This window comes from Shewanella sp. LZH-2, assembly GCF_016859145.1.
Classification (GTDB): domain Bacteria; phylum Pseudomonadota; class Gammaproteobacteria; order Enterobacterales; family Shewanellaceae; genus Shewanella; species Shewanella xiamenensis.
Genome location: NZ_CP069350.1, coordinates 69,270 through 93,677, shown reverse-complemented (window position 1 = coordinate 93,677; position 24,408 = coordinate 69,270). Strand labels below are relative to the sequence as shown.

24 protein-coding genes are annotated in these 24,408 nt (G+C 48.5%); 6 read left to right on the top strand and 18 right to left on the bottom strand.

Annotated elements, in window-relative coordinates:
• Nucleotides 1-17: 17 nt before the first annotated feature.
• Together hutU and hutC are read right to left on the bottom strand one after the other, a co-directional pair.
• Complete coding sequence (hutU, locus tag JM642_RS00435) at nucleotides 18-1,688, bottom strand: urocanate hydratase (RefSeq protein WP_203432494.1); 1,671 nt, start codon at nucleotides 1,686-1,688, stop codon at nucleotides 18-20.
• Between the two features lie 124 nt (nucleotides 1,689-1,812).
• Complete coding sequence (hutC, locus tag JM642_RS00430; protein WP_011715378.1) at nucleotides 1,813-2,520, bottom strand: histidine utilization repressor; 708 nt, start codon at nucleotides 2,518-2,520, stop codon at nucleotides 1,813-1,815.
• Between the two features lie 179 nt (nucleotides 2,521-2,699).
• Between hutC and hutI the strand changes: the two genes are divergently transcribed.
• A complete protein-coding gene (hutI, locus tag JM642_RS00425) occupies nucleotides 2,700-3,926 on the top strand; it encodes an imidazolonepropionase (RefSeq protein WP_203432493.1) in 1,227 nt (408 codons plus the stop codon).
• Nucleotides 3,927-3,992: 66 nt separating this feature from the next.
• Here hutI and JM642_RS00420 read toward each other — a convergent pair whose 3' ends face one another.
• The 5 genes from JM642_RS00420 to JM642_RS00400 form a co-directional block, all read right to left on the bottom strand.
• On the bottom strand, nucleotides 3,993-4,745 hold the full coding sequence (locus tag JM642_RS00420) for a siderophore-interacting protein (protein WP_203432492.1): 753 nt from the start codon (nucleotides 4,743-4,745) through the stop codon (nucleotides 3,993-3,995).
• Between the two features lie 35 nt (nucleotides 4,746-4,780).
• Complete coding sequence (locus JM642_RS00415; RefSeq protein ID WP_203432491.1) at nucleotides 4,781-5,209, bottom strand: MarR family transcriptional regulator; 429 nt, start codon at nucleotides 5,207-5,209, stop codon at nucleotides 4,781-4,783.
• Nucleotides 5,210-5,278: 69 nt separating this feature from the next.
• The gene (locus JM642_RS00410) at nucleotides 5,279-5,821 is read right to left on the bottom strand and encodes a protein tyrosine phosphatase family protein (RefSeq protein ID WP_023265894.1); all 543 of its coding nucleotides are present in this window, start codon (nucleotides 5,819-5,821) and stop codon (nucleotides 5,279-5,281) included.
• A gap of 255 nt (nucleotides 5,822-6,076) precedes the next feature.
• Entirely contained in the window at nucleotides 6,077-6,640 is a 564-nt protein-coding gene (locus tag JM642_RS00405) for a hypothetical protein (protein WP_203432490.1), read from the bottom strand.
• Nucleotides 6,641-6,691: 51 nt separating this feature from the next.
• Nucleotides 6,692-7,300, bottom strand: a complete 609-nt coding sequence (locus JM642_RS00400; protein ID WP_023265896.1) for a hypothetical protein — start codon at nucleotides 7,298-7,300, stop codon at nucleotides 6,692-6,694.
• Between the two features lie 267 nt (nucleotides 7,301-7,567).
• On the opposite strand from JM642_RS00400, the gene JM642_RS00395 reads away from it, so the two are divergent.
• Nucleotides 7,568-9,463, top strand: coding sequence for a DUF885 domain-containing protein (locus tag JM642_RS00395; RefSeq protein ID WP_239000471.1), 1,896 nt, complete (start codon nucleotides 7,568-7,570; stop codon nucleotides 9,461-9,463).
• Between the two features lie 90 nt (nucleotides 9,464-9,553).
• Here JM642_RS00395 and JM642_RS00390 read toward each other — a convergent pair whose 3' ends face one another.
• The 3 genes from JM642_RS00390 to JM642_RS00380 all read right to left on the bottom strand — a co-directional run bounded on the left by JM642_RS00390 (nucleotide 9,554) and on the right by JM642_RS00380 (nucleotide 11,943).
• The gene (locus JM642_RS00390; RefSeq protein WP_203432488.1) at nucleotides 9,554-10,285 is read right to left on the bottom strand and encodes a hypothetical protein; all 732 of its coding nucleotides are present in this window, start codon (nucleotides 10,283-10,285) and stop codon (nucleotides 9,554-9,556) included.
• Nucleotides 10,286-10,413: 128 nt separating this feature from the next.
• On the bottom strand, nucleotides 10,414-11,427 hold the full coding sequence (locus tag JM642_RS00385; RefSeq protein WP_203432487.1) for a DUF3137 domain-containing protein: 1,014 nt from the start codon (nucleotides 11,425-11,427) through the stop codon (nucleotides 10,414-10,416).
• A 93-nt stretch (nucleotides 11,428-11,520) separates the two neighbouring features.
• Nucleotides 11,521-11,943 carry a hypothetical protein gene (locus JM642_RS00380; RefSeq protein ID WP_239000470.1) on the bottom strand — a complete coding sequence of 141 codons (423 nt, stop codon included), beginning with the start codon at nucleotides 11,941-11,943 and terminating at the stop codon, nucleotides 11,521-11,523.
• Between the two features lie 372 nt (nucleotides 11,944-12,315).
• On the opposite strand from JM642_RS00380, the gene mtnC reads away from it, so the two are divergent.
• Complete coding sequence (gene mtnC, locus JM642_RS00375; protein ID WP_037427953.1) at nucleotides 12,316-12,996, top strand: acireductone synthase; 681 nt, start codon at nucleotides 12,316-12,318, stop codon at nucleotides 12,994-12,996.
• Nucleotides 12,997-13,057: 61 nt separating this feature from the next.
• On the opposite strand, the gene JM642_RS00370 is transcribed toward mtnC, so the two are convergent.
• Nucleotides 13,058-13,453, bottom strand: a complete 396-nt coding sequence (locus tag JM642_RS00370; protein ID WP_203432486.1) for a GFA family protein — start codon at nucleotides 13,451-13,453, stop codon at nucleotides 13,058-13,060.
• A gap of 149 nt (nucleotides 13,454-13,602) precedes the next feature.
• On the opposite strand from JM642_RS00370, the gene JM642_RS00365 reads away from it, so the two are divergent.
• Both JM642_RS00365 and JM642_RS00360 read left to right on the top strand, forming a co-directional pair.
• Nucleotides 13,603-14,031 carry a thioesterase family protein gene (locus JM642_RS00365; RefSeq protein ID WP_037416226.1) on the top strand — a complete coding sequence of 143 codons (429 nt, stop codon included), beginning with the start codon at nucleotides 13,603-13,605 and terminating at the stop codon, nucleotides 14,029-14,031.
• Nucleotides 14,032-14,090: 59 nt separating this feature from the next.
• Nucleotides 14,091-14,354: a GNAT family N-acetyltransferase gene (locus JM642_RS00360; protein WP_203432485.1), complete on the top strand. Its 264-nt coding sequence runs from the start codon at nucleotides 14,091-14,093 to the stop codon at nucleotides 14,352-14,354.
• A gap of 20 nt (nucleotides 14,355-14,374) precedes the next feature.
• On the opposite strand, the gene JM642_RS00355 is transcribed toward JM642_RS00360, so the two are convergent.
• The 7 genes from JM642_RS00355 to JM642_RS00325 all read right to left on the bottom strand — a co-directional run bounded on the left by JM642_RS00355 (nucleotide 14,375) and on the right by JM642_RS00325 (nucleotide 22,693).
• Nucleotides 14,375-14,923, bottom strand: coding sequence for an HPP family protein (locus tag JM642_RS00355; protein WP_144376200.1), 549 nt, complete (start codon nucleotides 14,921-14,923; stop codon nucleotides 14,375-14,377).
• A 117-nt stretch (nucleotides 14,924-15,040) separates the two neighbouring features.
• Complete coding sequence (locus JM642_RS00350; protein ID WP_069453855.1) at nucleotides 15,041-15,451, bottom strand: thioesterase family protein; 411 nt, start codon at nucleotides 15,449-15,451, stop codon at nucleotides 15,041-15,043.
• Between the two features lie 107 nt (nucleotides 15,452-15,558).
• Nucleotides 15,559-18,048, bottom strand: coding sequence for a hypothetical protein (locus JM642_RS00345; RefSeq protein WP_203432484.1), 2,490 nt, complete (start codon nucleotides 18,046-18,048; stop codon nucleotides 15,559-15,561).
• A 140-nt stretch (nucleotides 18,049-18,188) separates the two neighbouring features.
• Nucleotides 18,189-19,982, bottom strand: coding sequence for a long-chain fatty acid--CoA ligase (locus JM642_RS00340; protein ID WP_144346088.1), 1,794 nt, complete (start codon nucleotides 19,980-19,982; stop codon nucleotides 18,189-18,191).
• A 128-nt stretch (nucleotides 19,983-20,110) separates the two neighbouring features.
• On the bottom strand, nucleotides 20,111-21,421 hold the full coding sequence (locus tag JM642_RS00335) for an ABC transporter permease (RefSeq protein WP_203432483.1): 1,311 nt from the start codon (nucleotides 21,419-21,421) through the stop codon (nucleotides 20,111-20,113).
• Entirely contained in the window at nucleotides 21,418-22,281 is an 864-nt protein-coding gene (locus JM642_RS00330) for an ABC transporter ATP-binding protein (RefSeq protein ID WP_037416205.1), read from the bottom strand. Before JM642_RS00330 ends, JM642_RS00335 begins: the two co-directional genes overlap by 4 nt.
• A 40-nt stretch (nucleotides 22,282-22,321) precedes the next feature.
• Nucleotides 22,322-22,693, bottom strand: a complete 372-nt coding sequence (locus JM642_RS00325; RefSeq protein ID WP_037427968.1) for a GntR family transcriptional regulator — start codon at nucleotides 22,691-22,693, stop codon at nucleotides 22,322-22,324.
• Nucleotides 22,694-22,785: 92 nt separating this feature from the next.
• Here JM642_RS00325 and JM642_RS00320 point away from each other — a divergent pair, with 92 nt between their 5' ends.
• Nucleotides 22,786-24,405 (top strand): alpha/beta hydrolase, encoded by a 1,620-nt coding sequence (locus JM642_RS00320; RefSeq protein ID WP_203432482.1) that lies wholly within the window; start codon nucleotides 22,786-22,788, stop codon nucleotides 24,403-24,405.
• Nucleotides 24,406-24,408 lie beyond the last annotated feature (3 nt).

The following is a 24,408-nucleotide window of genomic DNA, read 5'->3' as shown; positions in this document are numbered from 1 at the left end:
CGGTTTGTGTTGAGTTGTTAGTCTTTAAGCATGGGCAGATCTAAGCCCTGCTCCTTGGCGCAGTTTTTGGCGATCTCATAACCCGCATCGGCATGGCGCATCACGCCTGTCGCTGGGTCGTTCCACAGCACGCGGCCAACACGCTTAGCGGCGGCCTCAGTACCGTCGCAGACGATCACCACACCTGAGTGTTGGCTAAAGCCCATGCCCACACCACCGCCGTGGTGCAAGGATACCCAAGTCGCACCGCTGGCAGTGTTTAGCAGAGCGTTCAGTAATGGCCAGTCAGATACTGCGTCTGAACCATCCATCATAGATTCGGTTTCACGGTTAGGGCTGGCGACAGAGCCTGAATCTAAGTGGTCACGACCAATGACGATGGGCGCCGACAGCTCGCCGTTTTTCACCATCTCGTTAAAGGCTTGGGCTAAACGGGCACGGTCTTTTAAGCCCACCCAGCAGATACGCGCTGGTAGACCTTGGAAGGCGATACGTTCACGGGCCATATCTAACCAGTTGTGCAGATGAGGATTGTCGGGGATCAGTTCCTTCACTTTGGCGTCGGTCTTGTAGATATCCTCAGGATCGCCAGACAGGGCCACCCAACGGAACGGGCCAATACCTTCGCAGAAGAGTGGGCGAATATAAGCAGGCACAAAACCAGGGAAATCGAACGCGTTTTTAACGCCAGTTTCGAAGGCCATTTGGCGAATGTTGTTACCATAGTCTAAGGTCGCCGCGCCTGCCGCTTGCAGATCCAGCATGGCTTGCACCTGTACCGCCATCGAGGCTTTAGCCGCTTTAACGACGGCTGCTTCATCGGTTTTACGCATGTCAGCGGCTTGTGCCATAGTCCAGCCCTGTGGCAAATAGCCGTTCAGCGGATCGTGGGCTGAGGTTTGGTCGGTGACAACATCAGGGGTAATGCCACGTTTCACTAATTCGGCAAATACATCGGCGGCGTTAGCTAACAGGCCGACGGAAATGGGTTTGCCCGAGGCATTAGCATCGTTGATCATAGCCAAGGCTTCGTCTAATGAAGTGGCCTTTTTATCCACATAACGGGTACGTAGACGAAAATCGATGCGAGTCTCGTCGACTTCACAGGCGAGTACAGAGAAGCCAGCCATAGTCCCGGCCAGCGTTTGCGCGCCGCCCATACCACCTAAGCCGCCAGTAAGAATCCATTTACCTTTGGAGATGCCACCAAAGTGCTGTTTTGCGACAGACACAAAGGTTTCGTAGGTACCTTGGACAATGCCTTGGGTACCAATATAGATCCACGAACCCGCGGTCATCTGGCCATACATTGCCAAACCTTGTTTATCTAGCTCGTTGAAGTGTTCCCAATTTGCCCAATGTGGCACTAGGTTAGAGTTAGCAATCAGCACGCGTGGAGCATCGGCGTGGGTGCGAAATACGCCCACAGGCTTACCCGATTGCACCATTAAGGTTTCATCGTCTTCGAGGCGTTGTAGGACTTCGATAATCTTGTCGTAGCAGTCCCAGTCGCGGGCCGCGCGGCCGATACCGCCATAAACTACTAAATCCTCTGGACGCTCGGCGACATCGGGATGTAAGTTGTTCATTAACATGCGCATTGGCGCTTCGGTTAACCAGCTTTTACAGCTTAATTGGCTACCATGGGGCGCAATAATACGGCGGCTTGGGTCGTGTCGCTTGTCCATTGAGATGTCCTCTTTCAACCTGTTGAACTCACTCGCCATTCGGCTAAGTGCTATTGTTTTTATTGTGTTTTTGTCGCTAAACATCGGATGAATGCCATAAGCCTTCACCTCTTCTTGCGTGACGTTATTTATTGAATGTCAGGTGTCCGCCGAGCTTAAAGCGGCTACCCGGGTGTACTAATTTGGCAAAACTCACCACCCCTTGGCGTGACCAAGTGCGGCGTGAAATCTGTAAACAGGGTTCGGTCGCCGGAATGGCTAACCTCTGCTGCAACTCGCTACTAGCAATAATGGCTTCGATGGTGTGGTGCGCCTCGGTCAGCGGCGCCACCTGTGACAGGTATTCATGGGGAGTTTGCTCGCTAAAATCCTGCTCTAAGTAATCAGGGGCAAAGGCGGGATTCACATAACGCTCCTCGACTTGCAGCGGCACGCCCTGCTCGCAATGCACTAACACCGAATGAAACACCGGACTCCCGAGCTCCAGCGCCAATGCGATGGCGATAGGCGCGGTGGCATTCACTTGTCTCAGTGCCAACTGCTGCACACTGTAACCATGACCACGGTCTTTGATTTCGTCGGCAATGTTGCGGATCGCCAACATCGAGGATTGCGACTTTCGCCCGGCCACAAAGGTGCCCAGCCCCTGTGAGCGCTCAAGCACGCCGTTGTCTGTTAGCTCAGTCAAGGCGCGACGCGCCGTCATACGGCTACAGACAAACAGTTCGGCCAGCTGATTTTCCGAGGGCACGCGGGCATTTTCTTCCCACTCACCAGACTCGATACAGCCAATGATATATTGCTTAATTTCTGCAAACTTAGGCGTAGCCAAAACACTTCCTCGGTATAAAAATCTAGAATCTAGGCGCTAGATGCGGGCACACTTTCAAACGTTCAAAATTGCGGCTACAATCCTAGCTTGTATATACAAGTAAATACAAGCCAGCTCACATAAATTTAATAAACCGTTAATCACTTGGTTAACATCTACCAGCACAGCGAGGGGAATACATGTCTTGGGATCAGGTTTGGATAGACGTTAATTTAGCAACAATGGACCCTTCCATATCAGCACCTTACGGCGCAATTACCGATGCGGCAATCGCAGTAAAAGACGGTAAAATTGCCTGGTTAGGCCCGCGCAGTGAACTGCCCACCTTCGATGTGTTGTCCATTCCTGTTTACAGGGGTAAAGGCGGCTGGATCACTCCTGGATTGATCGACGCCCATACTCACTTGGTTTTTGCAGGCAATCGCGCCAATGAATTTGAGCTACGCCTAAAGGGCGCCACCTATGAGGAAATCGCCCGCGCCGGCGGCGGAATTATTTCGACGGTTAACGCCTGCCGCGAGGCGGATGAAGCAGAATTATTTGACCTCGGTCGCCAGCGCTTAAATGCCTTGGCAAAGGAAGGGGTCACCACGGTTGAGATTAAATCTGGCTATGGCTTAGATACTGAAACTGAATTAAAAATTCTGCGTGTCGCCCGCGAACTCGGTAAACATCACCATGTGGATGTGAAGACCACCTTCCTCGGTGCACATGCCATTCCGCCGGAATATAAAGACAATAGTGACGGCTATGTCGACTTAATTATCAATAAGATGCTGCCCGCGGTGATCGCTGAGAATCTGGCCGATGCGGTGGATGTGTTCTGCGAGAATATCGCCTTTAACCTAGAGCAAACCGAGCGCGTACTGAGCGCCGCCAAAGCGGCTGGCCTGCAAGTTAAACTGCATGCCGAGCAATTATCCAATATGGGCGGTTCTGCATTAGCCGCACGTTTAGGGGCTAAGTCGGTTGATCATATTGAATATTTGGATGAGGTTGGCGTTAAAGCCTTAAGTGAAAGTGGCACCTGCGCCGTGCTGTTACCGGGCGCGTTTTACTTTTTGCGGGAAACCCAAAAACCGCCTATCGACTTATTGCGTCAATACGGCGTACCTATGGTGCTCGCCAGCGACTTTAACCCCGGCTCATCGCCCATCTGCTCGACCCTGCTGATGCTGAACATGGGTTGCACCCTATTCCGCCTAACCCCAGAGGAAGCGCTTGCGGGTTTAACACTCAATGCCGCTAAGGCGCTTGGGATTGAAGATAATGTCGGCAGCTTAGTGATCGGCAAACAGGCGGATTTCTGTCTGTGGGATATCTCCACCCCAGCGCAACTCGCCTATAGCTACGGCGTGAATCCCTGCAAGGATGTAGTGAAAAACGGTAAGTTAATTCATCAATAACTATCGGTTCAGCTAAACAAGGTCGCCATGGATACTGGCGGCCTTGTTTAGTCATCATATCTGCGGTTATTGAGCGCCATTTTCTAACTGCTCATCTTGTTGTTTTACCAGCTTATGCTCGCCTTCATTACAGCCGATTTTCCAGTAACTTGATGTATAAAAATGGCTTTTCGGTAAGTCGTATGTTTGCTTTAGCAGCTTTCTTAGGGCGCGCATACTGCTAAATTCGCAGGCGAGCCACACGGCGCCTTGCCCCTCAAGTTTTGGCAACTGGGCAATGCGTTCGGCTAAGGGCTTACCTTCTGGGTCGGCCTCTGGATTAATCACCCAATGCAATTGCACATGGCTAGGATGCTCTAAGGGCTGAATATCGGCTTCACTTAGCACCTCAATCACAGCGTAACCCACTGCATTGCTTGGCAATTGCGCCAAGTTCACGCTGATGGCGGGCAAGGCCGTCATATCCCCTGCCAGTAAAAACCATTCGGCATCTAAGTTGATCAGTTTTTTCAGTCCGGGGCCACCGATTTGGATGGTATCCCCAATCTCGGTCGACTTTGCCCAACAGGATGCGGGGCCATCGGTATCGTGCAGCACAAAGTCCACATCGATTTCGTTCATCCGCTGCTGACGAATGGTATAAGTGCGCATTAATGGCCGCTCATCCCCCGGCTGCGGAAACAGTAATTTGATATAGGCGCTTTCTTGATCGGCGGGAAAATCTGCAAAGCCAGCGCCGCCTAAGGTGATACGTAGCATATGTGGCGTGACTTGGCTTTTACCTATCACGGTCAATTCGCGCGGAGCGGGTCTGTTCATAATTAAACTCCAAAAGGATAAATGGCACTCAATTGTTAGCTTTCCGCCACGCTATCGCTGATCTGGTTGGCAATACGGATAAACACCGCAATTTCGTCCTGATCGAGCGCTTGGGTCATATGGGCAACGGTGGCTTTTTCGGCGGCAATAATTTGCGTCATCAACTGCTCGCCCTGCGCCGTCAGTCTCAGCAACTGACTACGGCCATCCTTAGGATTATCGACTTTTAGGATATAACCGCCCTGCTGTAGCTCATTGAGCACCCGCGTAATTTGGGCTTTATCCCGCTGCATACGCAGGGCAATAGACTGCGCCGTGGCCTCGGGATGACGGCAAATCCCCTTGAGCGCCCGAATATGGGTAACGGGTAATTCAATCTGCTGCGCGGCAATATCCGCACGCAGCTGTTTTTTGTAGGCATGCACTAATCTGTGCAAGGTTTCACCGAGGGAAATAGCAGACATAATGGCATCTCGATATAGTTGACTGTATCAACAATATCGAGATTAATTGACAGTGTCAACCATTTGAAATTAGAAACCGTATTTTTGACTTACATCAGCTAGCAATGCCTGCCATTTAGGATAGTTTGATAACTCTCCATTCCATGGCGCCATTGTCTTTTCTATTTCTGGTTTTTGGCCTTGCTTTAACTGATATAAATAGGCAAACGCTGAAGCTCGATAATTAGCAAGGCAATGAACTAACACATTTTTCCCCTTATGCTGATCCATTGCTGTAAAGAAGGCTTCAACATCTTCTACTTTAGGGTTTTGCCAATCCACGGGAATATACACGTACTCCATTCCAGCCTGAGTCACGAGTTTTCTTTCATCTGGATGGGCATCTTTATTACTATCGGGCATAAGATTGATCACCACATCCACGCCTGCCTGTTTAAGCTGCGCAAACTGTTGCTCACTCGGTAAGCCCGAGCTTAATAACTGCGGCGCTTGCTGTTGTAATGCCCTCACTTGCTTTATCTTTTCAACCGATTCAGATTCAATAGTGGCATTCGCCAGCGGAGCCCCTAAAAGCAGGGCAAAAACAAGGCTCGAAAGTGCGGTTTTCCTCATCTACAACTCCTTAGTTAACATAAAAAAATCATAGGCTTGCTTAACGCTCTGATAATCCCTTATCCGCTAAGTTCAGTAAATATCGCAACCGATGCAAAAACCTTTGAGCAAACACTCATTTTTGGCATTAGTCGGTTTTATAAAAAATGACTTGCTAGCCTTCATGATTGAGAAGGAATAAGAAATGCTTTCTCTATTAGATATGAATTAGGTGCTTTATTGTTTTATGTCGATGGGAATCCATTTGAAAGCTACCTATTTGAGAGTGGTTGCCCTCGCCTCTGAAATAAACTGGCTAATGCGGCCTGCGCATTCTTTCGCTTCATGGTTCCGCATAAAACTACAGATATCGACTTTTAAACCATCAGGCATTTGTAAGGTGACAAAAGGTTGGTCGTAGTCAGGATTTTGCGCAGGTAATCCAACCTTTGTGATTTCAATTCGGTCGAGTGAATATACGGTTACTTGCTGGCTTATCAGGTTGCGCCGCGTTAGCACAACTTCATTCGTCACTGCATTAATCCGCAACTCTATCGACATGGCTAAGCCCGCAAACCAGAGGGAGAATATAATAATCGCGGTAGGTAACAGGCACAAAAACAAGGTATGAATACCGAGAAACAACAGAGCAGGAGGATTTGACCAATCTATTTGCAGCCAATGAGATAGAAAATACCCGAGCGGAAGCAGAGGAGTTAACCCCCCAACCAAACCGACTAATAACCTGAGCCAGCCCGGAATAGGATTATGATAAAAGATCGCCCGCTCTTGATAGAGCAGGCAATCATCTCTTTTTCGCAGTGAGTTAAGCCATGCCATGAACGCCATCCTAACGACATGCGGATAAGTAAAATATCTCAGAAGAGAAGCTTAGTTTAAAACCCTTTGCTCATCATCAACTTGATGATAAAACTTAACTTCTTTAATCTTTTGCTCTGACTCTTCTTCCGTTAGCACTTCTTGCTTAACTAGCCATTTGAATTTGTTGATCTCATTATTCAACTCATTCTCAGGGTTGATATCAGCATACCAATGGGCCAACTGTGCTTTGCGGCGCGCCATTAACTCTTCAATCAAGGCATCATGATGCTTGTCTTTGATAATAAAGATATTGGCACCCTCAGCTTTAAATACAGTGTAAGTTACCTTGGTCATTAGTGCCCATGTTAAGCAGGCAGCCCCAATAAATATCCACATGGGGTCAAAGTAAAAGGCGCCTCGCGTAAAACTGCCATAGCCACTTTGAAACAGGCCAAGCAAGATCCACAATACACCTACGTTTCTAAGCCAATCATTTTGCTCAGTTTGCTCTGAACGTTTAAGGGGTAAATCACCGTAATAAACTTCAACATCCCCTTTAGCGGATCCATCTTCATAGGCGTATTCAAACTGCTCTTGCCCTAAGCGAAAAGTATGTTTGTTTTTTCCCTTCTTTTGTATAACTTCCATTTTTTGTCCTTTTATTGCTCGCTCATCCAAAACAATGAGATTTAAGCAACTTATACATTAAGCCGTCAACAAATTAGCAACAAATTACGATTTAAAGCAGTAATAAAATGAAAGTCGTGGCTTACAGCGCTGGCTTTAATCCACTCAAAACGAGTAACAAAAGTTATACGGTTTGAGTGCCATAAACTGTTAGGATAACCGTTCAAATTTGAGCTTGATCACACTAATCACGGTTTAACGCTTGCGGCACAAGTCCAACAACGGATTTGCCCACAATGTTTTTGTATGAGTAACCTGATGAAAAGAATAGTAAATGCTTTAATTCTGGCCATGTTAGCAACGGGTTGTAGCGATCCAAACCCAACACAGACCAATCAAACCGCTGAGCAGGCCAAGGCCGAAATGGCCGTCCAAGTATTGAGCCTTAAGCAGCAACTTGCGCCAATCACCCAACGTTATTTTGCCCTAAGGCCAGAAATCGCCACCTATTATGGCGTGGCCGAGGATGAAGCGGGCAAGGATGTACTCTCTAAGCTGACCGATTACAGCCCGTCGGGGGAAAATCATCGCCGTAAAGCGCTTAAGGCCATATTAGCTGAGCTCAATGCTATCGATGCCAGTAAGCTTAGCGCCTCTGAACAAGTGAGTTTAGGCTCGATAAAATCTGAAATCGCCGGCGCCCTGTTGCCTGCCGAAACCGTGGCCTATGGCACTATGCTTGGCGAATATGGTGTTTGGTTTTTACCTTATGTCGTCAACCACTTATCTGGATTGCATGTTGAGTTTCCGAGCTATATGGAAGATAAGTTTGCGGTCAGCACTCCAGCGCAAGCTAAGGCTTATCTCAACCGCTTAAGCATGTATCCTGCCGCCATGGGTACGGTTATCGATAAGCTGGATCAAGATGTGCAAATGGGGGTAATCCCACCCGATTTTATTATCGATAAGACCATCGCAGGCTTACAGCAACAGTTAGTCCACCATGCCAACAAGCATCCCTTGGTCAGCAGTTTTAAAGCCAAATTAACCGCCGCCCAAGTACCAGAAAGTGAGGCGTTGGTGAACTCTGCCGCCGAACTGGTGGAGACTAAATATTACCCTGCGACGCGCCAGTTGATTTCCGCACTACAAGCTGTGCGTCTCAAGGCCACCCATGTGGCTGGACTTGGACACCAGCCTCAGGGCGCGAAACTCTATAAGGCGATGATTAAACACCTCGCCAATTCAGATAAGACCCCAGATGAGATCCACCAACTGGGATTAGATGAAGTCGCCCGCATTACCGCCGAGATGGATGTGTTACTCAAACAAGTGGGTTACCGCAAAGGCACAGTTGGCGAGCGCATGCAGCGATTGCTCAAGGATCCTAAATATATCTACCCCAACACTGCCGAGGGCAAACAACAATTAATGACGGACATTCACGGCTATCTGGCGAAAGTGAATGCCAAATTACCGCTGTGGTTTGGGCTGTTACCGAATCAAGATGTTGCGGTTGAAGCCGTGCCCGATAGTCGTGCCGCCGCAACCAGCGGTGCATTTTACGATGCGCCATCACAGGATGGTTCGCGTAAGGGTACTTTTTGGATAAGCCTGTACGATATGGCAGCGCTGCCCTCCTATTCGCTGCAAACCTTAACCTATCACGAGACCAATCCCGGCCATCATCTACAGACGCTCATTGGTCTGTCGGATACCTTGCCGCTGCTGAGTACCATTTTTTACTCTAATGCCGCGGGAGAAGGCTGGGCGCTGTATGCCGAGCGGTTAGCCGCCGAGATGGGCATGTATAAGGATAATCCGATTAACGATCTTGGTCGCTTGCAGTCTGAGTTACACCGCGCGGTGCGCTTAGTGGTCGACACAGGTATGCATGCTAAGGGATGGAGTCGTGAGCAAGCCATTGATTATGCAGTGGCGACTGAGGGAATACACCTCTCTGAAGCCACGGGCGAAATCGAGCGCTATGTGGTTTGGCCGGGACAAGCCTTAGGTTACAAACTGGGTGAGCTGAAAATTATCGAACTGCGAGCTAAGGCCAAACAAGCCTTGAGTGATAAGTTGGATATCAAAGTCTTCCACGAAAAATTGCTTGAAAATGGCGCCTTGCCCTTAGATTTATTAGAACAAAAGATGGATCAGTGGCTCGAATCCGCTAAGGCAGCCAATGCCGCCGCCGAGACTAAGGTTTAATTCGGGTAAAAACGCTCACATCATCTCAAATCGGGGCAGCTTAGGCGGCCCCTGTTCTTTTTACGGCTCCCTATGCTTTTACGTTTCAGGTTAATCCGCAAAGCGGCGTTGATACTTGCCGCTTAAATAGCGGATAACCACAAAACCGACAACACCAGGTAGTGTCCACGACAACAGACGCAAATTACCATGGTCGATAAACAAACGGCTGCCACCAAAGGCGAAAAAGGCAGTGTAGCAGGCGATACCCGAGCCAATCATCGCGCCTAAATGCTCTATCCACCATTCTAATTTAGTCAAAGTCGCCTTAAAGCTATAGCGCAGAAATCCCGCCCCAACCGTAGTGCCTAATAGGCCGAAAATCACCGCGAGGATCAGCTTTTCTTGGTATCCCCATAGCGCCATCACAGGGCCAAGTAGCGTTAAGCTCAGCATTAACGACAGATGCATAGGCGATTTTAATTGCTGACGCTGCGCCTTATAACGCAAGACTAATACGCCATGCCTCACGGTCACTAAGGTTAATAAGCTGATATAGATGAGAAATATCCAAGCATTTTGACGATCCGCAATCTGCGCCGCTAAGGCGTCGGCACTGACAGCAGGCTGTTTAATCACGGCGAGTGGATCAATGAGGCCCGTCGTTGCCATCGCCACGCCAGTCGCCGCCACAGTGTACATGGCATAGACATAGTAACGGCCAAAACGACCATGGTTCGCGCTGCCCTTTTTCAGCATGGCAGGCATCCAAAATAACACTAATGCCAGTGCGCCCGCGGTGATATGCACAAATTGCGACAGGGTGAAAATCGTGTTCATCATCTTGCTCCATCAAAGTTTGATGCTTGATAGTAACTAACACGGGGAGTCACCCATAAGTGCCAAAAGTCATGTTTTAAGCTGTAGCATAAAGCAGCCACTTAATGTGGCTGCAATTGAGGCGACTGTCGCTATAACCCAGAATGTTTATCGAGCCTTAAGGTATCGATGATCGAGAAGGTATAACCTAACTCGGTAAACATCCGCTCGATATTGAGCTTAAAATCGATGGGGCGATCTAAATCGAGTTGATTGATAAAGAAATGGTGTTTAGTCGGGATCTTTATCAGTAATTGTTTTTGATAGAAACAGGCTTCAACTTCGGCATTTAATTCGCGACTAAGGACTAAGAGATTCTCCATCATCAAAGGATTGAGTAAGTAGCGCGCCTCGACTTGGTCGCTGCTATACACCTCAAAGCAACGCTCAAACCGCACATCCTCAAGCTTGACCCGCGACAGCTTTGTCTTAAACCCCTCAAGGCGATTTTTTAAACTGCCCTTATCCGTGACTAACAAGGTAGTACCGTTGAATCGCTTAGGAATATTGCACACCAGCAGTACACCATTGAAGATGGTTTCCCGCTCAACCGAGCCATTATTGTTCGATTTAGTGTTGTAAGCATCGACCTCGTAAAACTGGAACGACACCTTGTTATAGGTTCCCTTAAGGCAATTTTGCGCATACTGCTTATCGGTTTTAGGCAGCAGCCCCAGCTCAAGGAAGAGAGAGAAATCGACCTTAGGCGCCCTCGTTAGCGCAAAGTCATCGCCAAAATACTTAAGGCTAATGGGATAGAGTTTTTCAAAGGCAGCATTATAGAGTTCATCGCTTTCCTTACCCGAGGCAATGACCACTAACGCTATCACCGGAACGGGCAGAAACACGCCAATCATCAAAGGCACAAAATAATCCATAGGCACCAGCATAAACTGCACCCCGAGCAGCCCAGCGAATGCCCCTAAAATCACCGTGATGCATAGGTAGTAGATTGGGGTGATGAACTTGGCATTTTCACGCCGCCTTTGGTTTACGCCTTCACGTTTTGCTTCAAACGGTGCACATTTAGGGGCGATTTTTTGTTTGTAATACTTCAGAAAGGGAATGCGGTGCTCTTCGGGAATATCAAATTCAATCGAACTCATTGGCTCCTACTCTTTACGACTCAAATCCATTTAGGCCAATGATTTTACGGATTTTATTCCTGCAAGGCCAGTTTAAGGCCTACAAATGACCCATTAAGCCTGAGCAAGCCTGCGGCCACGGCGTTGCAGTAAGCCAAAAATAATCAGCACACCAAAGGCGGCGCTAAAGAGAGTTAAAGCTCTAGCTACACCGTAAAAGTCCGTGAGATTAAAGGAAACCCCATCCGCCCACAGCACCAATAAACCCAGTGGCATTTGCATCGCCACCGCAGTGTACCAATCGAATGGTAATCGAGGGAAAAGCCGCTGATAGCTAAATAGCATCAGCCCAGAGAGCAGCAATAATAAGCCCGCATCATGGGCAGCTAACCCCAGATAAACCGGACTAGTGTGGCTAAGATTATCGACGCTCCCGAGCAAGGCATGCATATAGCCAGCACTGGCAACCAGTGCAAAACTCGTAAAGCTCAATACCGCCAACAGAATACCTAAGCCTAATGCGGGTAAATATTTCATAAACAGCCTCATCATTGCTACGCGCTCAATCCAATGTTTAAATCGTAAAGGCGCACAAATTCAGTCGAAAGAGAGTAAAGCAACAATAACAGCCAAAATTTCCCTTAGCTATTAAGACCATAGTCTTATGTCGACAACAAACTGCTGGATTATAAACAGCATAATTCCCCACACTAGATCCAGTATTTCACCTATATCCACTAGATAAGCCTCTAAAATTACTCATTTAATTGATTTTCAGCCAAATGAGTTAGTGATATGGCGCACATTCTCCCTTGGCTTAAAGGTGAAATCCACTAGCCAATTACCCCAATAACGCTTAGGATCAGGGTTGCATTTTTTAGCCAACATATTGTGGAGTATCAAAACATTATGGGTATCAGAGCCATAGTCGTAGACACAGCAGGCACCACGACAGACCTAACCTTTATCCAAGATGTGCTATTCCCCTATTCTGTCAAAGCCTTGCCAGACTTTTTAGCGCAGAACCAACACAATGTTTTGGTGGAAAACTGTATCTGCGACACCCGAGATATCGCACTAGAGCCAGATGCTGACTTAGCGCGCGTGACTGAAATTTTACAGCAGTGGGTTCGTGAAGACCGCAAAGCGACCCCGCTCAAAACCCTACAGGGGTTAATTTGGAAGCAAGGTTATGCCCATGATGAGTTTAAGGGCCATATCTTCCCTGACTTTATCGAAGCTGTTAAACGTTTTAGCGCACAAAATCTGCGTATTTACAGTTTCTCATCGGGCTCTGTCGATGCCCAAAAACTGTTATTCAGCCACAGCGATGGCGGTGATTTAACCGAGATGTTTAACGGTCATTTTGATACCCGTACAGGTAACAAATTAGATAAACAAGCTTACTGCAATATTCTCAACACCATCAGCTTAAGCCCTAAGCAAGTGCTGTTTGTGTCTGATGTGATTGAAGAATTAAAAGCCGCCGATGCAGCGGGCATGATGACCTGCCAAATGGTTCGCGACAGCAAGCAGCGCACGGGCGATTTTCGCACTATCAGCAGTTTCGATGAGCTAGTGATCGAGTAACATCGGCACTGCACATCAAAAGCGACCCTAGGGTCGCTTTTTGTTTTTCTGGCCATCACATCTACCTATCCGCAGGGTGATTCACGCCATCGCAAACGGGCACATCGCCTAATTCATAGGGATTAACGCCTTCGAGGCAACCAAGGTTATAGCCATATTCATTGGGGTTGGAGCGCCTTTGATGATGGGTATAAATGCCGCACACAGAGCAGAAGTAATGTTTGGCCGTTTTGGTATTAAATTCGTAGCACTTTAATACGGCCTCGCCTTTGATAATCTTCAATCCCGCCAGCGGCACTGAACAGACGATAGCGCCCTTGCGCCGACAGATTGAGCAATCACAACGCCTTGGCTTTTCAATGCCATTGGGCAGCGATAACTCCAACATCACGGCGCCACAATGGCAAGACGCAAGATGTGTTGCCTGAATAACCGTATCCCCAATCTGTTTTATCATCGCCAACTCCTTGCTTCACTTAATGTTGTCACTATTGTCTAAGGCTTGTCGCTCGCACTTTATACTGCTAGTCTGGCAGCCTTAAACGAGCGTTTTAACTAGAGCTTTTGACTATGAGTAATGCAATGGAAAGTCCAACACTAAGTCCAATGGAAAAGTTTCTCGCACAGCACCCTATAGTGACCGAAATCCCCGTGGCATGGGGCGAAATGGATGCGCTGCAACACGTCAACAACGTGGTCTATTTCCGCTATTTTGAAACCGCACGTATCGACTTTTTCAACCGCCTTTTTCCACTCGATGCCCTGTATAAATCCGGTGTTGGCCCAGTGATTAGCGAAAATCAGGCCCGCTATAAACGTCCAGTGACCTTCCCCGATACGCTATTGGTCAGCGTGAGTATCAGCGATATTCAAAGCGACAGATTTACCATGCATTATCAAGCCTTTAGTAAGCAGCAACAGGCCATTACGACCTTAGGTTCTTCGGTCGCTGTGATGTTTAACTTTAAAACTGGTCAAAAAGCCGAGCTTCCCACGGAATTACTCGCCATTCTTAAACAACACGAGCAAGCTTAAGCTACCGAGTCTATGGCAACATTGCCATAACACTTTAGGCCATATCAGAGGGAGGCTGTATGTCAGAAAAAGCGCCAATAGAAGTCGTTGTTGAGCATCAACAGGATAAACAACGCTTTGTGATCCCCGTTGACGGGCATGAAGCCATACTGGAATACCGACTCAATGGCCAGCACATCGACTTTAACCGTACCTTTGTGCCCGACGAGCTGCGTGGCAAAGGTCTTGCCGAACGTTTAGTTCGCCACGGCTTGAAGTGGGCAAAGGCCCAAGATTACGATATAGAAGCCAGCTGCTGGTATGTGCAGAAGTTTTTGAAATAACTGGCTTCGCAACAGGTACGCTAAATCCAATACACAGGGTAATGGCGCTTGGGATCGGTGGAGAGATTATTCACGACCAGCGCCACCAGCAATAACAGTAGTGAGCCGAGGAATACTGGCATCAACGCATAGAGAAACCCGAGTTGATGCACGTTCTCACCGCCTATCACAGCAATTAATGCCGTTGCACCGCCCGGTGGGTGCAGTGTGCGAGTTAGGTACATCAATGCGATGGCGAGTGATACCGCTAACGCGCTCGCAAGCATCATATAATCGGCAAACACTTGGTACACAGCCACACCAATCAGTGCCGATAATACACTGCCGCCAATCAAGTTACGTGGCTGAGAAAACTCAGCCAGTGGCGCGCCATACACTAATACCGCCGACGCCCCAAATGAGCCAATCACAAACATAGTGCCAAGTAGATGTTCGCCCATATAAGTGGCAAGACTGGCGACTAAGTAAATGCCACAAAAGGCCCCGACCCATGACCAAACGATCTTTTTCAGGGGTTGTCGTGGCGGACAGATGTCCTTAGAACGCATTCGGGTGAAGTAAAATCTCATGCTAAATCCAGCCGGAAGGAATAAAGGCGCGGATAAGTGATCCGCATCACATTTACGGCCGACAAGGTAGCGTTTTCACCACGTAATTGCAATTACGTGGTGAAAGTGAACGCGAATTTAAGCCGCTTCACCATTGAGGCTGGCTAAGATTTCACGAATATCTTCGGGGATAGGGCGACTCTTTTCACAACTGTAGTCGTAGTGGACTAAGGTAGTTTTCACTTCCGCAGTTTTACTGCCAGCTTGCCAACAGCTTTGAGTCAGTTCGAAACTGCTATTACCGATACGGCTAACATAGGTTTTCACCGTCACGCTCTTGCCGTAATAAGTCGGCGCGATAAAGGCTACAGTAAAACCCGCCACAATCAGATTCCATTGATGTAAATCCAACTCGGGATTAAAAATCTCGAAGATTGGCGTGCGGGCAGCCTCGCACCATACGGGGATCACTGTGTTGTTAATATGGCCTAGGCCATCGGTTTCGGTAAATCTTGGCTGGATGTCTAGGCTGTATTCGGTGACTGACATGCAAACTTCCCTTTTGTTGTTCTTATACTTTTATGCTGTAAATGGGATAAACGAGGCGCTTACCCCGTTTATCCCTACCAAGCCTAACAGAAATAAGAAGCGCGATGCTAGAACTGGCAGCTCGCGGTATCTGGGGTTTGCTTGCCGTTAGCATCGTACTTTTTCATACAGCCAGCCTTACCCATATCATAAATTTTTTCGTATTTGAGCTTGCCACTGCTGTCGTAGGACTTAAACACACCATGGCTTTTTGGGTTTTCTAGGTGATAGATTTTGCGCCCCTTAGTCACATGGGAAAAATCCGAGAATCCAGGTTCCTCTTGATAGATCACTCCGTTGATATAGCGCTTGTGCACCACATGTTGCTCATCAATCCGCAGCATTTCGCTGGCTAACTTGCCATTCTGGTCATAACAGACTTTATCCACGGCATAATTGCTGTCGAGATCCTCGATACAACTCACGGCACCATTATCAAAATATTCCCGCTGGATACCGCAGCGTGCAATGGCGTTATCCCAGAAATAAGGTTCACCGTTCCAGGTTTCGCCTTCTTGCTGGCAATAGTTCCACAAACTCTTTAGCTGGCCGTTAGGATAGAAAGTGTAATGGGGGCCAGAGAGACGGTTATTGATAAGATGACCATATTGCACGAGCGAATAGCCGCCGTCGGTGGAATAGCGAATGCTTGGGCCATATTCCTTACCCGCTTTATAAGTCTGCAAAGACATTAAGCGGCCGTTAGAATCGAATCGATATTCTTTATCGACTGACCCATTGGTGTAATAGCTTAATTCGGATAGTCGGCCGCCGCGATACACTCGCTGATCACCATCTTTAATCGAGCTAGTCTCGGCATTGTTTGTGTTTATTACACCCTCACAATCGCCTGCATAAGGCTCTTTTCGCATCATGCATTCATCCTGCGAGGGTTTAAGTTTTACGGCGTCATTGAACTTATACTGACTCAACTCATTCAGATCGCCGTTAGGTTCGAGCCACATTTGTGGACCATCTAACTCGCCTTGACGATAGTTAGCTACATTGCTGACAGTATTCGGGGCTGAATACCATAGACTCTCACCGTGGAGTCTGCCCTTATCATAATGTTTAAGGGCAAACATAAAATTATCTTTATTGAATAACTTAGCCTCACCTTGGCGTAGGCCGTTCTCATAGTTGACTTCCGTCTTGTAGAGGTAAGTCACCGATTGCCTAGTGGTAAATGCATCGTTAGCATCTGGGGTTCGAATATAGACCCAAGTGCCTGAACGTTTACCATCGAGGTAGCTGCCTTCACCACTTTGAAAGCGATAATCCCCTTGGGTGACCTTTTCTACCCAAGCGCCTTGCTTCACACCCTTTTGGTATTGGCCTTTGCTGCCATCGGACTCAAGCCACTCACCGTCTTTTACGCCATTGAGATAAATGCCCTTTTCGGATAATTTCTTCGCGCCTTCGGTGCCGGAATCGTAATCTGGGGTATAGATTTCACTCGGGCCATCGGGCACGCCCTTGTTGTAGTGAATAAAGCCGTAGTTATCGGCGTCATCCATCATGGACTGCAATACCCATTTACCCTGCTTTTGGCCGTCGAGGTACTCGCCCTCCCAATAGGTTTCACGGCTGTCGGCTTCTATCCATTTACCCACTTGTTTGCCCAGCTTATAGTCACCGGCATACATCACACTGCCATTGCGGGCATCGTAGGCGGCAAAGTGACCATCAAGTTCGCCTTGAACATAATTGGCTTCACTGGCAACACCAGCCCAAGTACTGCCCATGCTCATGAATTCGTAAAAAGGCCCTGTTCGCGGGATTTTTTCGCTGCCATTTTTAAGCCAATCGACATCGTCGGCTTCATAACCAATGGCGACTAACATAAAACTGCCATCTTCTTCGACGTAGGCACTGCGATCAAACGTGGCGACTAGACTGTATTTTCGTTCACGCCCCTCGGCATCCTTATCGGTGCGAGTCACAGGATAGCGCAGCTTGTATTCCACTGCGGTTTTTACATCCGCCGCTGTGCCTTCAGAATTGCGATAACCAATTAATGTTGGTTTGAGCTTAGAGGTCCCATCCAAAATCGCTTTAATATCAGGATCTTTTACCCCTTCCGCCTCATAGGTCATACGATACTGCTGCGGCGGCAGCTGGCTTAACACCTTGCGGACGCCGCCGACGGTAAAGGTGCTAATGCTTGGTACAACTTCATCGAGCACGGCTTGCAAGCGTGGCAATTTAGTTAGCTCTTCACCCTCAAAGCCATAACCCCGTAGATGCTGACCATCGGCATCCTTGAGCATGACGATAACTTCCTTAGTACCGCCCTTGTCAAAGTCATGGTAAAACACCGCCACGATTTCAGCGCGGCCGTAATCGTCAATACGCACACCGGGCGCATCGCCATAGAGCATTTCGCCCCATACCTGTTGATCTTTTTGATAAAAATTAAGCCATTGGCCATTGGGAAGATCCACGGGACCGTGAACCATTTTGTCATATTCCGCCGCAACCGCAGCAGGAATGACCACAAAAGAAGATAACCACACCGCACCGACAGCGGCGCATAAACGACGAATCGAAAGTTCCATTTAACTATCCTTTACACCGACACCTTGCGCCTCGTGCGCACCAGTAAACGGGGCGAATTTTAAGCTAAGAACTATGCGTCAGGAAGTAGTTGAGACAAAAAAGGCCGCTAAGCGGCCTTTTAAGATCAAATATTTAACAATCAATTATTATACATAGCATTAATTTCATGGGCGTACTTGTGATAAATCATTTTGCGACGCAACTTAAGCGTCGGCGTGATTAATCCTGCCTCCATCGAAAAAGCTTCCGGCAGCAGGGTAAACTTTTTGATTTGCTCAAAACTAGCCAACTCCTGCTGGAGCTGTTTGAGGCGCTGCTCGAAATGCTCAACCACATGGCTATGGCGCAGCAGCTCAATAGGCGACTCATACTTTAAGCCTTTTTCCTTTGCCCATGCTTCGAGGGATTCAAAGGCTGGCACAATCAGCGCCGTCACATAGTTACGCGCATCGGCAATCACCGCCACTTGTTCGATAAAAGGACAACACCCAACAGCACCCTCAACCCTTTGCGGTGCAATATATTTACCGTTAGAGGTCTTCATTAACTCTTTAATACGATCGGTAATAAACAAATTGCCGTGGGCATCGAGTCGTCCCGCATCACCGGTTTTTAACCAGCCATCTTCAAAGGCGGCGGCAGTATCTTCAGGGCGATTGTAATAACCGCGCATCACGGTATCGCCACGGACTAAGATTTCATCGTCTTTACCCAGTTTAATTTCGATTTCAGGCAAGACTTTACCGTTTGACCCCGCAACACGGTTATCCAAAGTGTTACAGGTCACAGTAGCGTTTGTTTCGGTCATGCCATAGCCACAAAGCACAGGAATACCAATAGCATGGAAAAAAGACGCCACATTTAAATCAAGTGCAGCACCGCCACAGGGCATAAACTTTAAGCGTCCACCGAGCACTGCCTGCAACTTGCTGTAAACCAATTTGTTCGCCAAACGCCATTGCAAGGATAACCACAAACCGCCCTTAGCGCGGCCTTGGCTCACTTCAAACTGACGCTCGCCAACCCCCATCGCCCAAGCAAATAATTTTTTACGACCCTCTGCGGATTTCGCGACCTTATCCTGTACTGCGCTGTAAACCTTCTCGAGGAAACGCGGCACCACACACAAGGTATGCGGACGCACAGCACTTATCGCTTCTTTTACTCTTTGGGTATTTTGCAGATAAACATTATGGCCACCACGGCATAAAACGTAGAAACTCCAGCTACGCTCAAACACATGGCTTAGCGGTAGGAAAGCTAAAGACACATCGCCAGCATTAAAAGGCAAAATCTGATCGTGCTGACGCACAGTCGAAGCCATATTGCGGTAATCCAGCATGACGCCCTTAGGATCACCCGTGGTGCCGGAGGTATAAATCAGGGTTAACAGATCATCAAGATTCGCGTCTTTTAAGCGTTGCTCCAGCTCGGCACTTTGGTCATATGCCTGCGTTAGGACGTTATCTAAATGCCTATGTTGAGGTTTATCCTGAGCCAACTGAACTGCGGCATCGAACACAATCACATGCTCTAGAGTCGGACATTGTTTTTGTAACTCGCAGGCCAGCGCATATTGCTTAGCGTCGTCGACAAAAATCACCTTAGCCGCCGCATCATTAATGATAAAGCTGGCTTGCTCTAAGGTACTGGTTGGGTAAATAGGCACGACAATGGCACGGCTTTTCAGAATGCCGATATCGGCACAGGTCCATTGCGGGCAGTTTTGTGACAGGATCACACAGCGGTCTTGCACTTGTACGCCGAGTTGAATCAACACTTGTGCAATTTTATGGCTGATCTCATCAAATGCCTGCCAACTGACTTGATGCCAAGGGGCTGCCATTTCAAAACCTTCCAGCGCAATAGCCTCCTTTAACGACTGGCTTTGCTGCTGTAATAGTCGAATTACGTGATATTGTTCGAGCGACATGAGTGACTCACCTTTTAGCTTACAAGTGTTCCGCTTTTGCAGCATTCTACCTGAAGGCAAGCTAAAAACTAAGAGTTTTTGCTCTAATCTTGTGCAAATGTCGCCCAAATCACGTCATTTAAGGCCGATTACAGCCCAACGATATCGCCCCGCCATAACTTTTTATGGCCGCCAAACAGGGCAATTTGCCCCAACACAACCAGTAAAAGATCGCCTATTAACCAATAATATAGATGACCATCATGCTGCAATGCCGCTAAACTGATAGACACCCATAGTGAATGCCCCAGCACCACCAGCATAGTCAAGCTAACCTGTAACACTCGGCGGCACAGGCAACCTAGCCCTAACACCAAGGCACAAGCCCAATAGGTGCTCATCACTAAATGCGCCAGCAATGGCGCACTTATCCCGCCATTGAGCCAAGTAATAAACACACTACAGAGCAACATGCCGACACTGATGAGATACAGCAATCGTTGCTGCCCTCGGGCAAAAGCATTAACCAAACCGGTTCTGCCATCAAAACCCGGCATCAACAACAGTAACTCTGTTGCACGCGCTCGTTGCACCCGACTCCAATGCACCAGCGAACAGCTGATCACACAAAACTGCGCCAGTAGCAGTAACACCGGAAAATCCCAATTAAACTGATGGGATAATACCCCCAGCACCAATGTCAGCGCGGGCAGCAACAACAGCAATACGGTTAACATCGGCCCGATAAAAAAGTTAACCGGATGCAAATAACGCTCGAAACGGCTCAAAAACCGCATGGATTGCAGATTAGGCAACCAAAACCAGCCCATTTCTAACCCGTTGAGGTACACACTGCGTGCTTCCACCCGCCAAGGTAATACTAGGCAGCGGCGCCAAATCAGCACTACCAACACAAACAGCACTATGATGCTCAGCCACAATGGTACTTGCTCAGCCAAAGCGCTAGAAAACGGCACTAAGATAAACAGTAAAAATGAGGAGTAAAACCATTGGGTGTGCCGCAGACACAGCAAAATAAAACCTAAGCTTATCCCTTGGGCAAACACCAGTAGCGACAGGCTAGAGGTAAAATCAAACAATACGCATAAGAGCACCGCAAGGCTAAACACGCCAATGAGCATCACCTCGCACTGGATAAAAATATTCTGCCGATAACGGGGGATTAAGATTGAGCACTCACTCGCCATCAAGCGAATCAACTGCCATGCGACCGCAGCTGAGGTAGAGACAATCCCCATGCCGACAAAAAGATCAAAACTCTCCTTCTGCCCAGCCCATCCCGCCAAAACGCTCAGGGCTAAGCCAAATAATCCGGTACCCAAAAAACTCACACTGCCGACATCAAATAACCACAGGCGCAGCATGCCGTTAAAGGGATTGATTGAATGCTGTGTTGCGGGTTTGTCAGAGGTTTGCACAAGCGGTTTAGCTGAACTCATTTGTGTAACTCCACAAAGAGTTGCTCCAAATTAAGCGCTTCACTTCGCTGCACGCCGGGAAGATTGAGATCGACTGCACCACGATCCACCAGCACAGAATCACCATCACGGCTCAAAATACGCACCTGCTCAGGCAACTCCGTACCCGCCGCCAGTTTGAGTAGACGCACCTCTTCCCGCAGGGCATCGATTTCCTTAAACAGCACTAATTCGCCCTGTTTAATCAGTGCCACATGGCTCGCGACCCGCTCTAAATCTGAGGTGATATGGGATGAAAACAGCACCGCCGAGCCGGATTCGAGGGCTAAGTCGAACAAATCGACCATAAATTTGCGTCTAACGATAGGATCGAGGCTGGCCACAGGTTCATCGAGGATCAACAGTTCGGGGCGATAGGCCATTGCCATGATCAACGCTAAGGATTGGCGCTGGCCAACGGACAGACGTTGTACCTGTTGGCTGACATCTAACTCAAAGCGGGCAAGCCAATCTTGCTCTAACTGCATGTCCCAATGGGGATAAAAGCTGCGGTGTAAATCAAGAGCGCGCTCAACGGTAAAACCTTCATAACCAAAGGGCTGTTGTGGCACATAGCCAAGGCGCTCCTTTGCGGCAGACGAGAGTTGTTCCGGCGTCTCACCTAAGGTGCGGATGTCACCCGAATCGGGCGAGAGGATCCCCAAAGCGCAGCGCATTAAGGTCGATTTACCCGCACCATTTTGTCCCAATAAGCCAACCACCATCCCGGCAGACAAGCACAAGGACAGATCCTTTAACGCCTGTTTTTCAACGCCATTTTTTCCACGAAAAACTTTGTTTACCTTAGAAAACTCAAGTATTGGGGGAAACTCTTGATCCATCGAATTGCGTCCTTTTTATTCTCGTTTTCGCTTGGGCCGACTAGGCTTGCCAGCGCTCGTTAATCAATTGCAGCAACTCGGGCAGGCTCACGCCCAGCTGCTTGGCTTGTGCCAATAAGCCATCTAATTGCGGCTCAAGCAGACTCACGCCCGACTCCATCGCCTCGGTACGGGCAGCAACCCGAGTCGCCTGCCCACGGCGGCGTTCTAACCAGCCCTGATCCACCAATTGCTGAATCGCGCGAGATACTGTCATCGGGTTCACCGCAAGGTATTCCGCAATCTGGCGCACTGAGGGTAATACGTCTTCCTCTTGCAGTTGGCCGCCCACAATCAAGCGCACGATTTGCTCGTGTAACTGCTTGTAAATTGGCTCACCACTGCTGGGGTTGACATTTAAAAGTTCTAACATTAGGCTTTACACACTGTATTAATACATTGATACACCGATACACTGTATTTAAAGTATCACACTCATCCTGAAATGCAAAAAGGAAAGCGCTCATGATAGATAGCATGATCCACAGGAAGTCCCATAATACCAGCGCTTGCGTTGCGATTAAGCGTTCAAACACAGGCTGGCATAAACATATTTCAACTCGCAAAATCATAGGCTTGAGCACACTTATGCTCGCCATGGCTAGCGCAACGGTTTGGGCAAGTGAAAAATCAGCGCCTTCAACAACACCCACAAATACCTGTTATGTGGACGGTGTTTCGGACCGTTTAAACTGCGGCTTTGTGACTGTGCCAGAGAATCCTAATCAGCCCGATGGCAAACAGATCCAAGTGCATTATGTGGTCTTGCCTGCGGTGAAAAACGTCAATCATGAAGAAGCACTGCTGGCGATAGCAGGCGGCCCAGGTCAATCGGCCATCGATAATGCGGCAAGCTTTGATAGCATGCTGAATAAAGTGCGTCAGCAGCGGGATATTTTGCTGATTGATCAACGCGGTACAGGTCGTTCGAATCCACTCAATTGCGACCCTGGTGCACAAACCCCACTCGCTATCAACGATGACAATGTTGACAGCATAGTCGAAGCGCAAAAATGTCGCGATCAATACCCCGACACAGACGTCACCCAATACGGCAGTCTCAATGCCGTGGCAGACTTCGAAGCCGTGCGCGCTCATTTAGGCTACAAAAAGCTGCACTTATACGGCATTTCTTACGGCACACGCATGGCGCAGCTCTATATGCGTTTGTATCCCGAGCACTTAGCCACAGTTACCTTAGACGGCGTAGTGCCGATGCAGCAAAGCGTATTAGAAATCGGCTCGGCAATTGAGCGCGGCTTTGACTTATTGTTTAAAGATTGCCAAGACACCGCGGCCTGCCATGCCGAGTATCCAGAGCTCAGGGCCGAGTTTGACCAAGTGGTCGCAAGACTGACCGAAGGGCCAGTGATGGAGCAAGTACACGACCCGGTCACGGGTGAAAAGACCTTACTCACGCTCACCCGCGCGAAGTTTTATGGCGCGATCAGAATGGCGTTATATCAAACCAATGTGCGCGCCTTAGTGCCCCATGCGATTCATCAAGCCGCCAAAGGTAACTATCAACCGCTACTCGGATTGTATGCCTTAACTACCGATGGCGCAGGCATGGCGATGGGCATGCATGCCTCCGTGGTTTGTGGTGAAGACATCCATCGCATCACCCCTGCGATGCGTGAACAGGCCAAAACCTCCTATGTCGGTAAAACCATGCTCGAAAGCCTCGAAGCATCGTGTTCTGTGTGGAAGGTGCCGCCCGTCGATGCCAGCTTTAGCGAGCCTATCAAGAGCGATATCCCCACCCTGTTGCTATCGGGCGAAATTGACCCTGCAACCCCACCGAGCTGGGGAGAACTGGCGATGGAAAAACTCACCAACGCCAAACACTTTGTCGCACCTTATGCTACCCATGGTGTGGCCTATCAGTCCTGTGCCAATAACTTAATCGCCGAGTTAGTGCGTACGGGCTCAGTTAAAGATCTCGATGGTGAATGTTTGAAAAAGGATGTGCGCCGGAGTTTCTATTTAAATGCCAGCTCGGTTGAGCCACTCGCGACCGAAGATGCAACCCAATCTGCCAAAGATAAGCCCAAGGATAAGCCCAGCACTGGAGCCAAGGAGTAAGTC

Bases quoted from the DNA above. Each gene is read 5' to 3' on its own strand.
- mtnC (WP_037427953.1), top strand. From the start codon at position 12,316: ATGGGTATCAGAGCCATAGTCGTAGACACAGCAGGCACCACGACAGAC.
- JM642_RS00340 (WP_144346088.1), bottom strand. From the start codon at position 19,982: ATGTCGCTCGAACAATATCACGTAATTCGACTATTACAGCAGCAAAGC.
- hutI (WP_203432493.1), top strand. From the start codon at position 2,700: ATGTCTTGGGATCAGGTTTGGATAGACGTTAATTTAGCAACAATGGAC.
- JM642_RS00385 (WP_203432487.1), bottom strand. From the start codon at position 11,427: ATGAGTTCGATTGAATTTGATATTCCCGAAGAGCACCGCATTCCCTTT.
- JM642_RS00415 (WP_203432491.1), bottom strand. From the start codon at position 5,209: ATGTCTGCTATTTCCCTCGGTGAAACCTTGCACAGATTAGTGCATGCC.
- JM642_RS00320 (WP_203432482.1), top strand. From the start codon at position 22,786: ATGATAGATAGCATGATCCACAGGAAGTCCCATAATACCAGCGCTTGC.
- JM642_RS00365 (WP_037416226.1), top strand. From the start codon at position 13,603: ATGGAAAAGTTTCTCGCACAGCACCCTATAGTGACCGAAATCCCCGTG.
- JM642_RS00405 (WP_203432490.1), bottom strand. From the start codon at position 6,640: ATGGCATGGCTTAACTCACTGCGAAAAAGAGATGATTGCCTGCTCTAT.
- JM642_RS00355 (WP_144376200.1), bottom strand. From the start codon at position 14,923: ATGAGATTTTACTTCACCCGAATGCGTTCTAAGGACATCTGTCCGCCA.
- JM642_RS00335 (WP_203432483.1), bottom strand. From the start codon at position 21,421: ATGAGTTCAGCTAAACCGCTTGTGCAAACCTCTGACAAACCCGCAACA.
- JM642_RS00420 (WP_203432492.1), bottom strand. From the start codon at position 4,745: ATGAACAGACCCGCTCCGCGCGAATTGACCGTGATAGGTAAAAGCCAA.
- JM642_RS00395 (WP_239000471.1), top strand. From the start codon at position 7,568: ATGAAAAGAATAGTAAATGCTTTAATTCTGGCCATGTTAGCAACGGGT.
- JM642_RS00325 (WP_037427968.1), bottom strand. From the start codon at position 22,693: ATGTTAGAACTTTTAAATGTCAACCCCAGCAGTGGTGAGCCAATTTAC.
- JM642_RS00345 (WP_203432484.1), bottom strand. From the start codon at position 18,048: ATGGAACTTTCGATTCGTCGTTTATGCGCCGCTGTCGGTGCGGTGTGG.
- JM642_RS00390 (WP_203432488.1), bottom strand. From the start codon at position 10,285: ATGATGAACACGATTTTCACCCTGTCGCAATTTGTGCATATCACCGCG.
- JM642_RS00410 (WP_023265894.1), bottom strand. From the start codon at position 5,821: ATGAGGAAAACCGCACTTTCGAGCCTTGTTTTTGCCCTGCTTTTAGGG.
- hutU (WP_203432494.1), bottom strand. From the start codon at position 1,688: ATGGACAAGCGACACGACCCAAGCCGCCGTATTATTGCGCCCCATGGT.
- JM642_RS00380 (WP_239000470.1), bottom strand. From the start codon at position 11,943: ATGAAATATTTACCCGCATTAGGCTTAGGTATTCTGTTGGCGGTATTG.
- JM642_RS00350 (WP_069453855.1), bottom strand. From the start codon at position 15,451: ATGTCAGTCACCGAATACAGCCTAGACATCCAGCCAAGATTTACCGAA.
- JM642_RS00330 (WP_037416205.1), bottom strand. From the start codon at position 22,281: ATGGATCAAGAGTTTCCCCCAATACTTGAGTTTTCTAAGGTAAACAAA.
- JM642_RS00370 (WP_203432486.1), bottom strand. From the start codon at position 13,453: ATGATAAAACAGATTGGGGATACGGTTATTCAGGCAACACATCTTGCG.
- JM642_RS00360 (WP_203432485.1), top strand. From the start codon at position 14,091: ATGTCAGAAAAAGCGCCAATAGAAGTCGTTGTTGAGCATCAACAGGAT.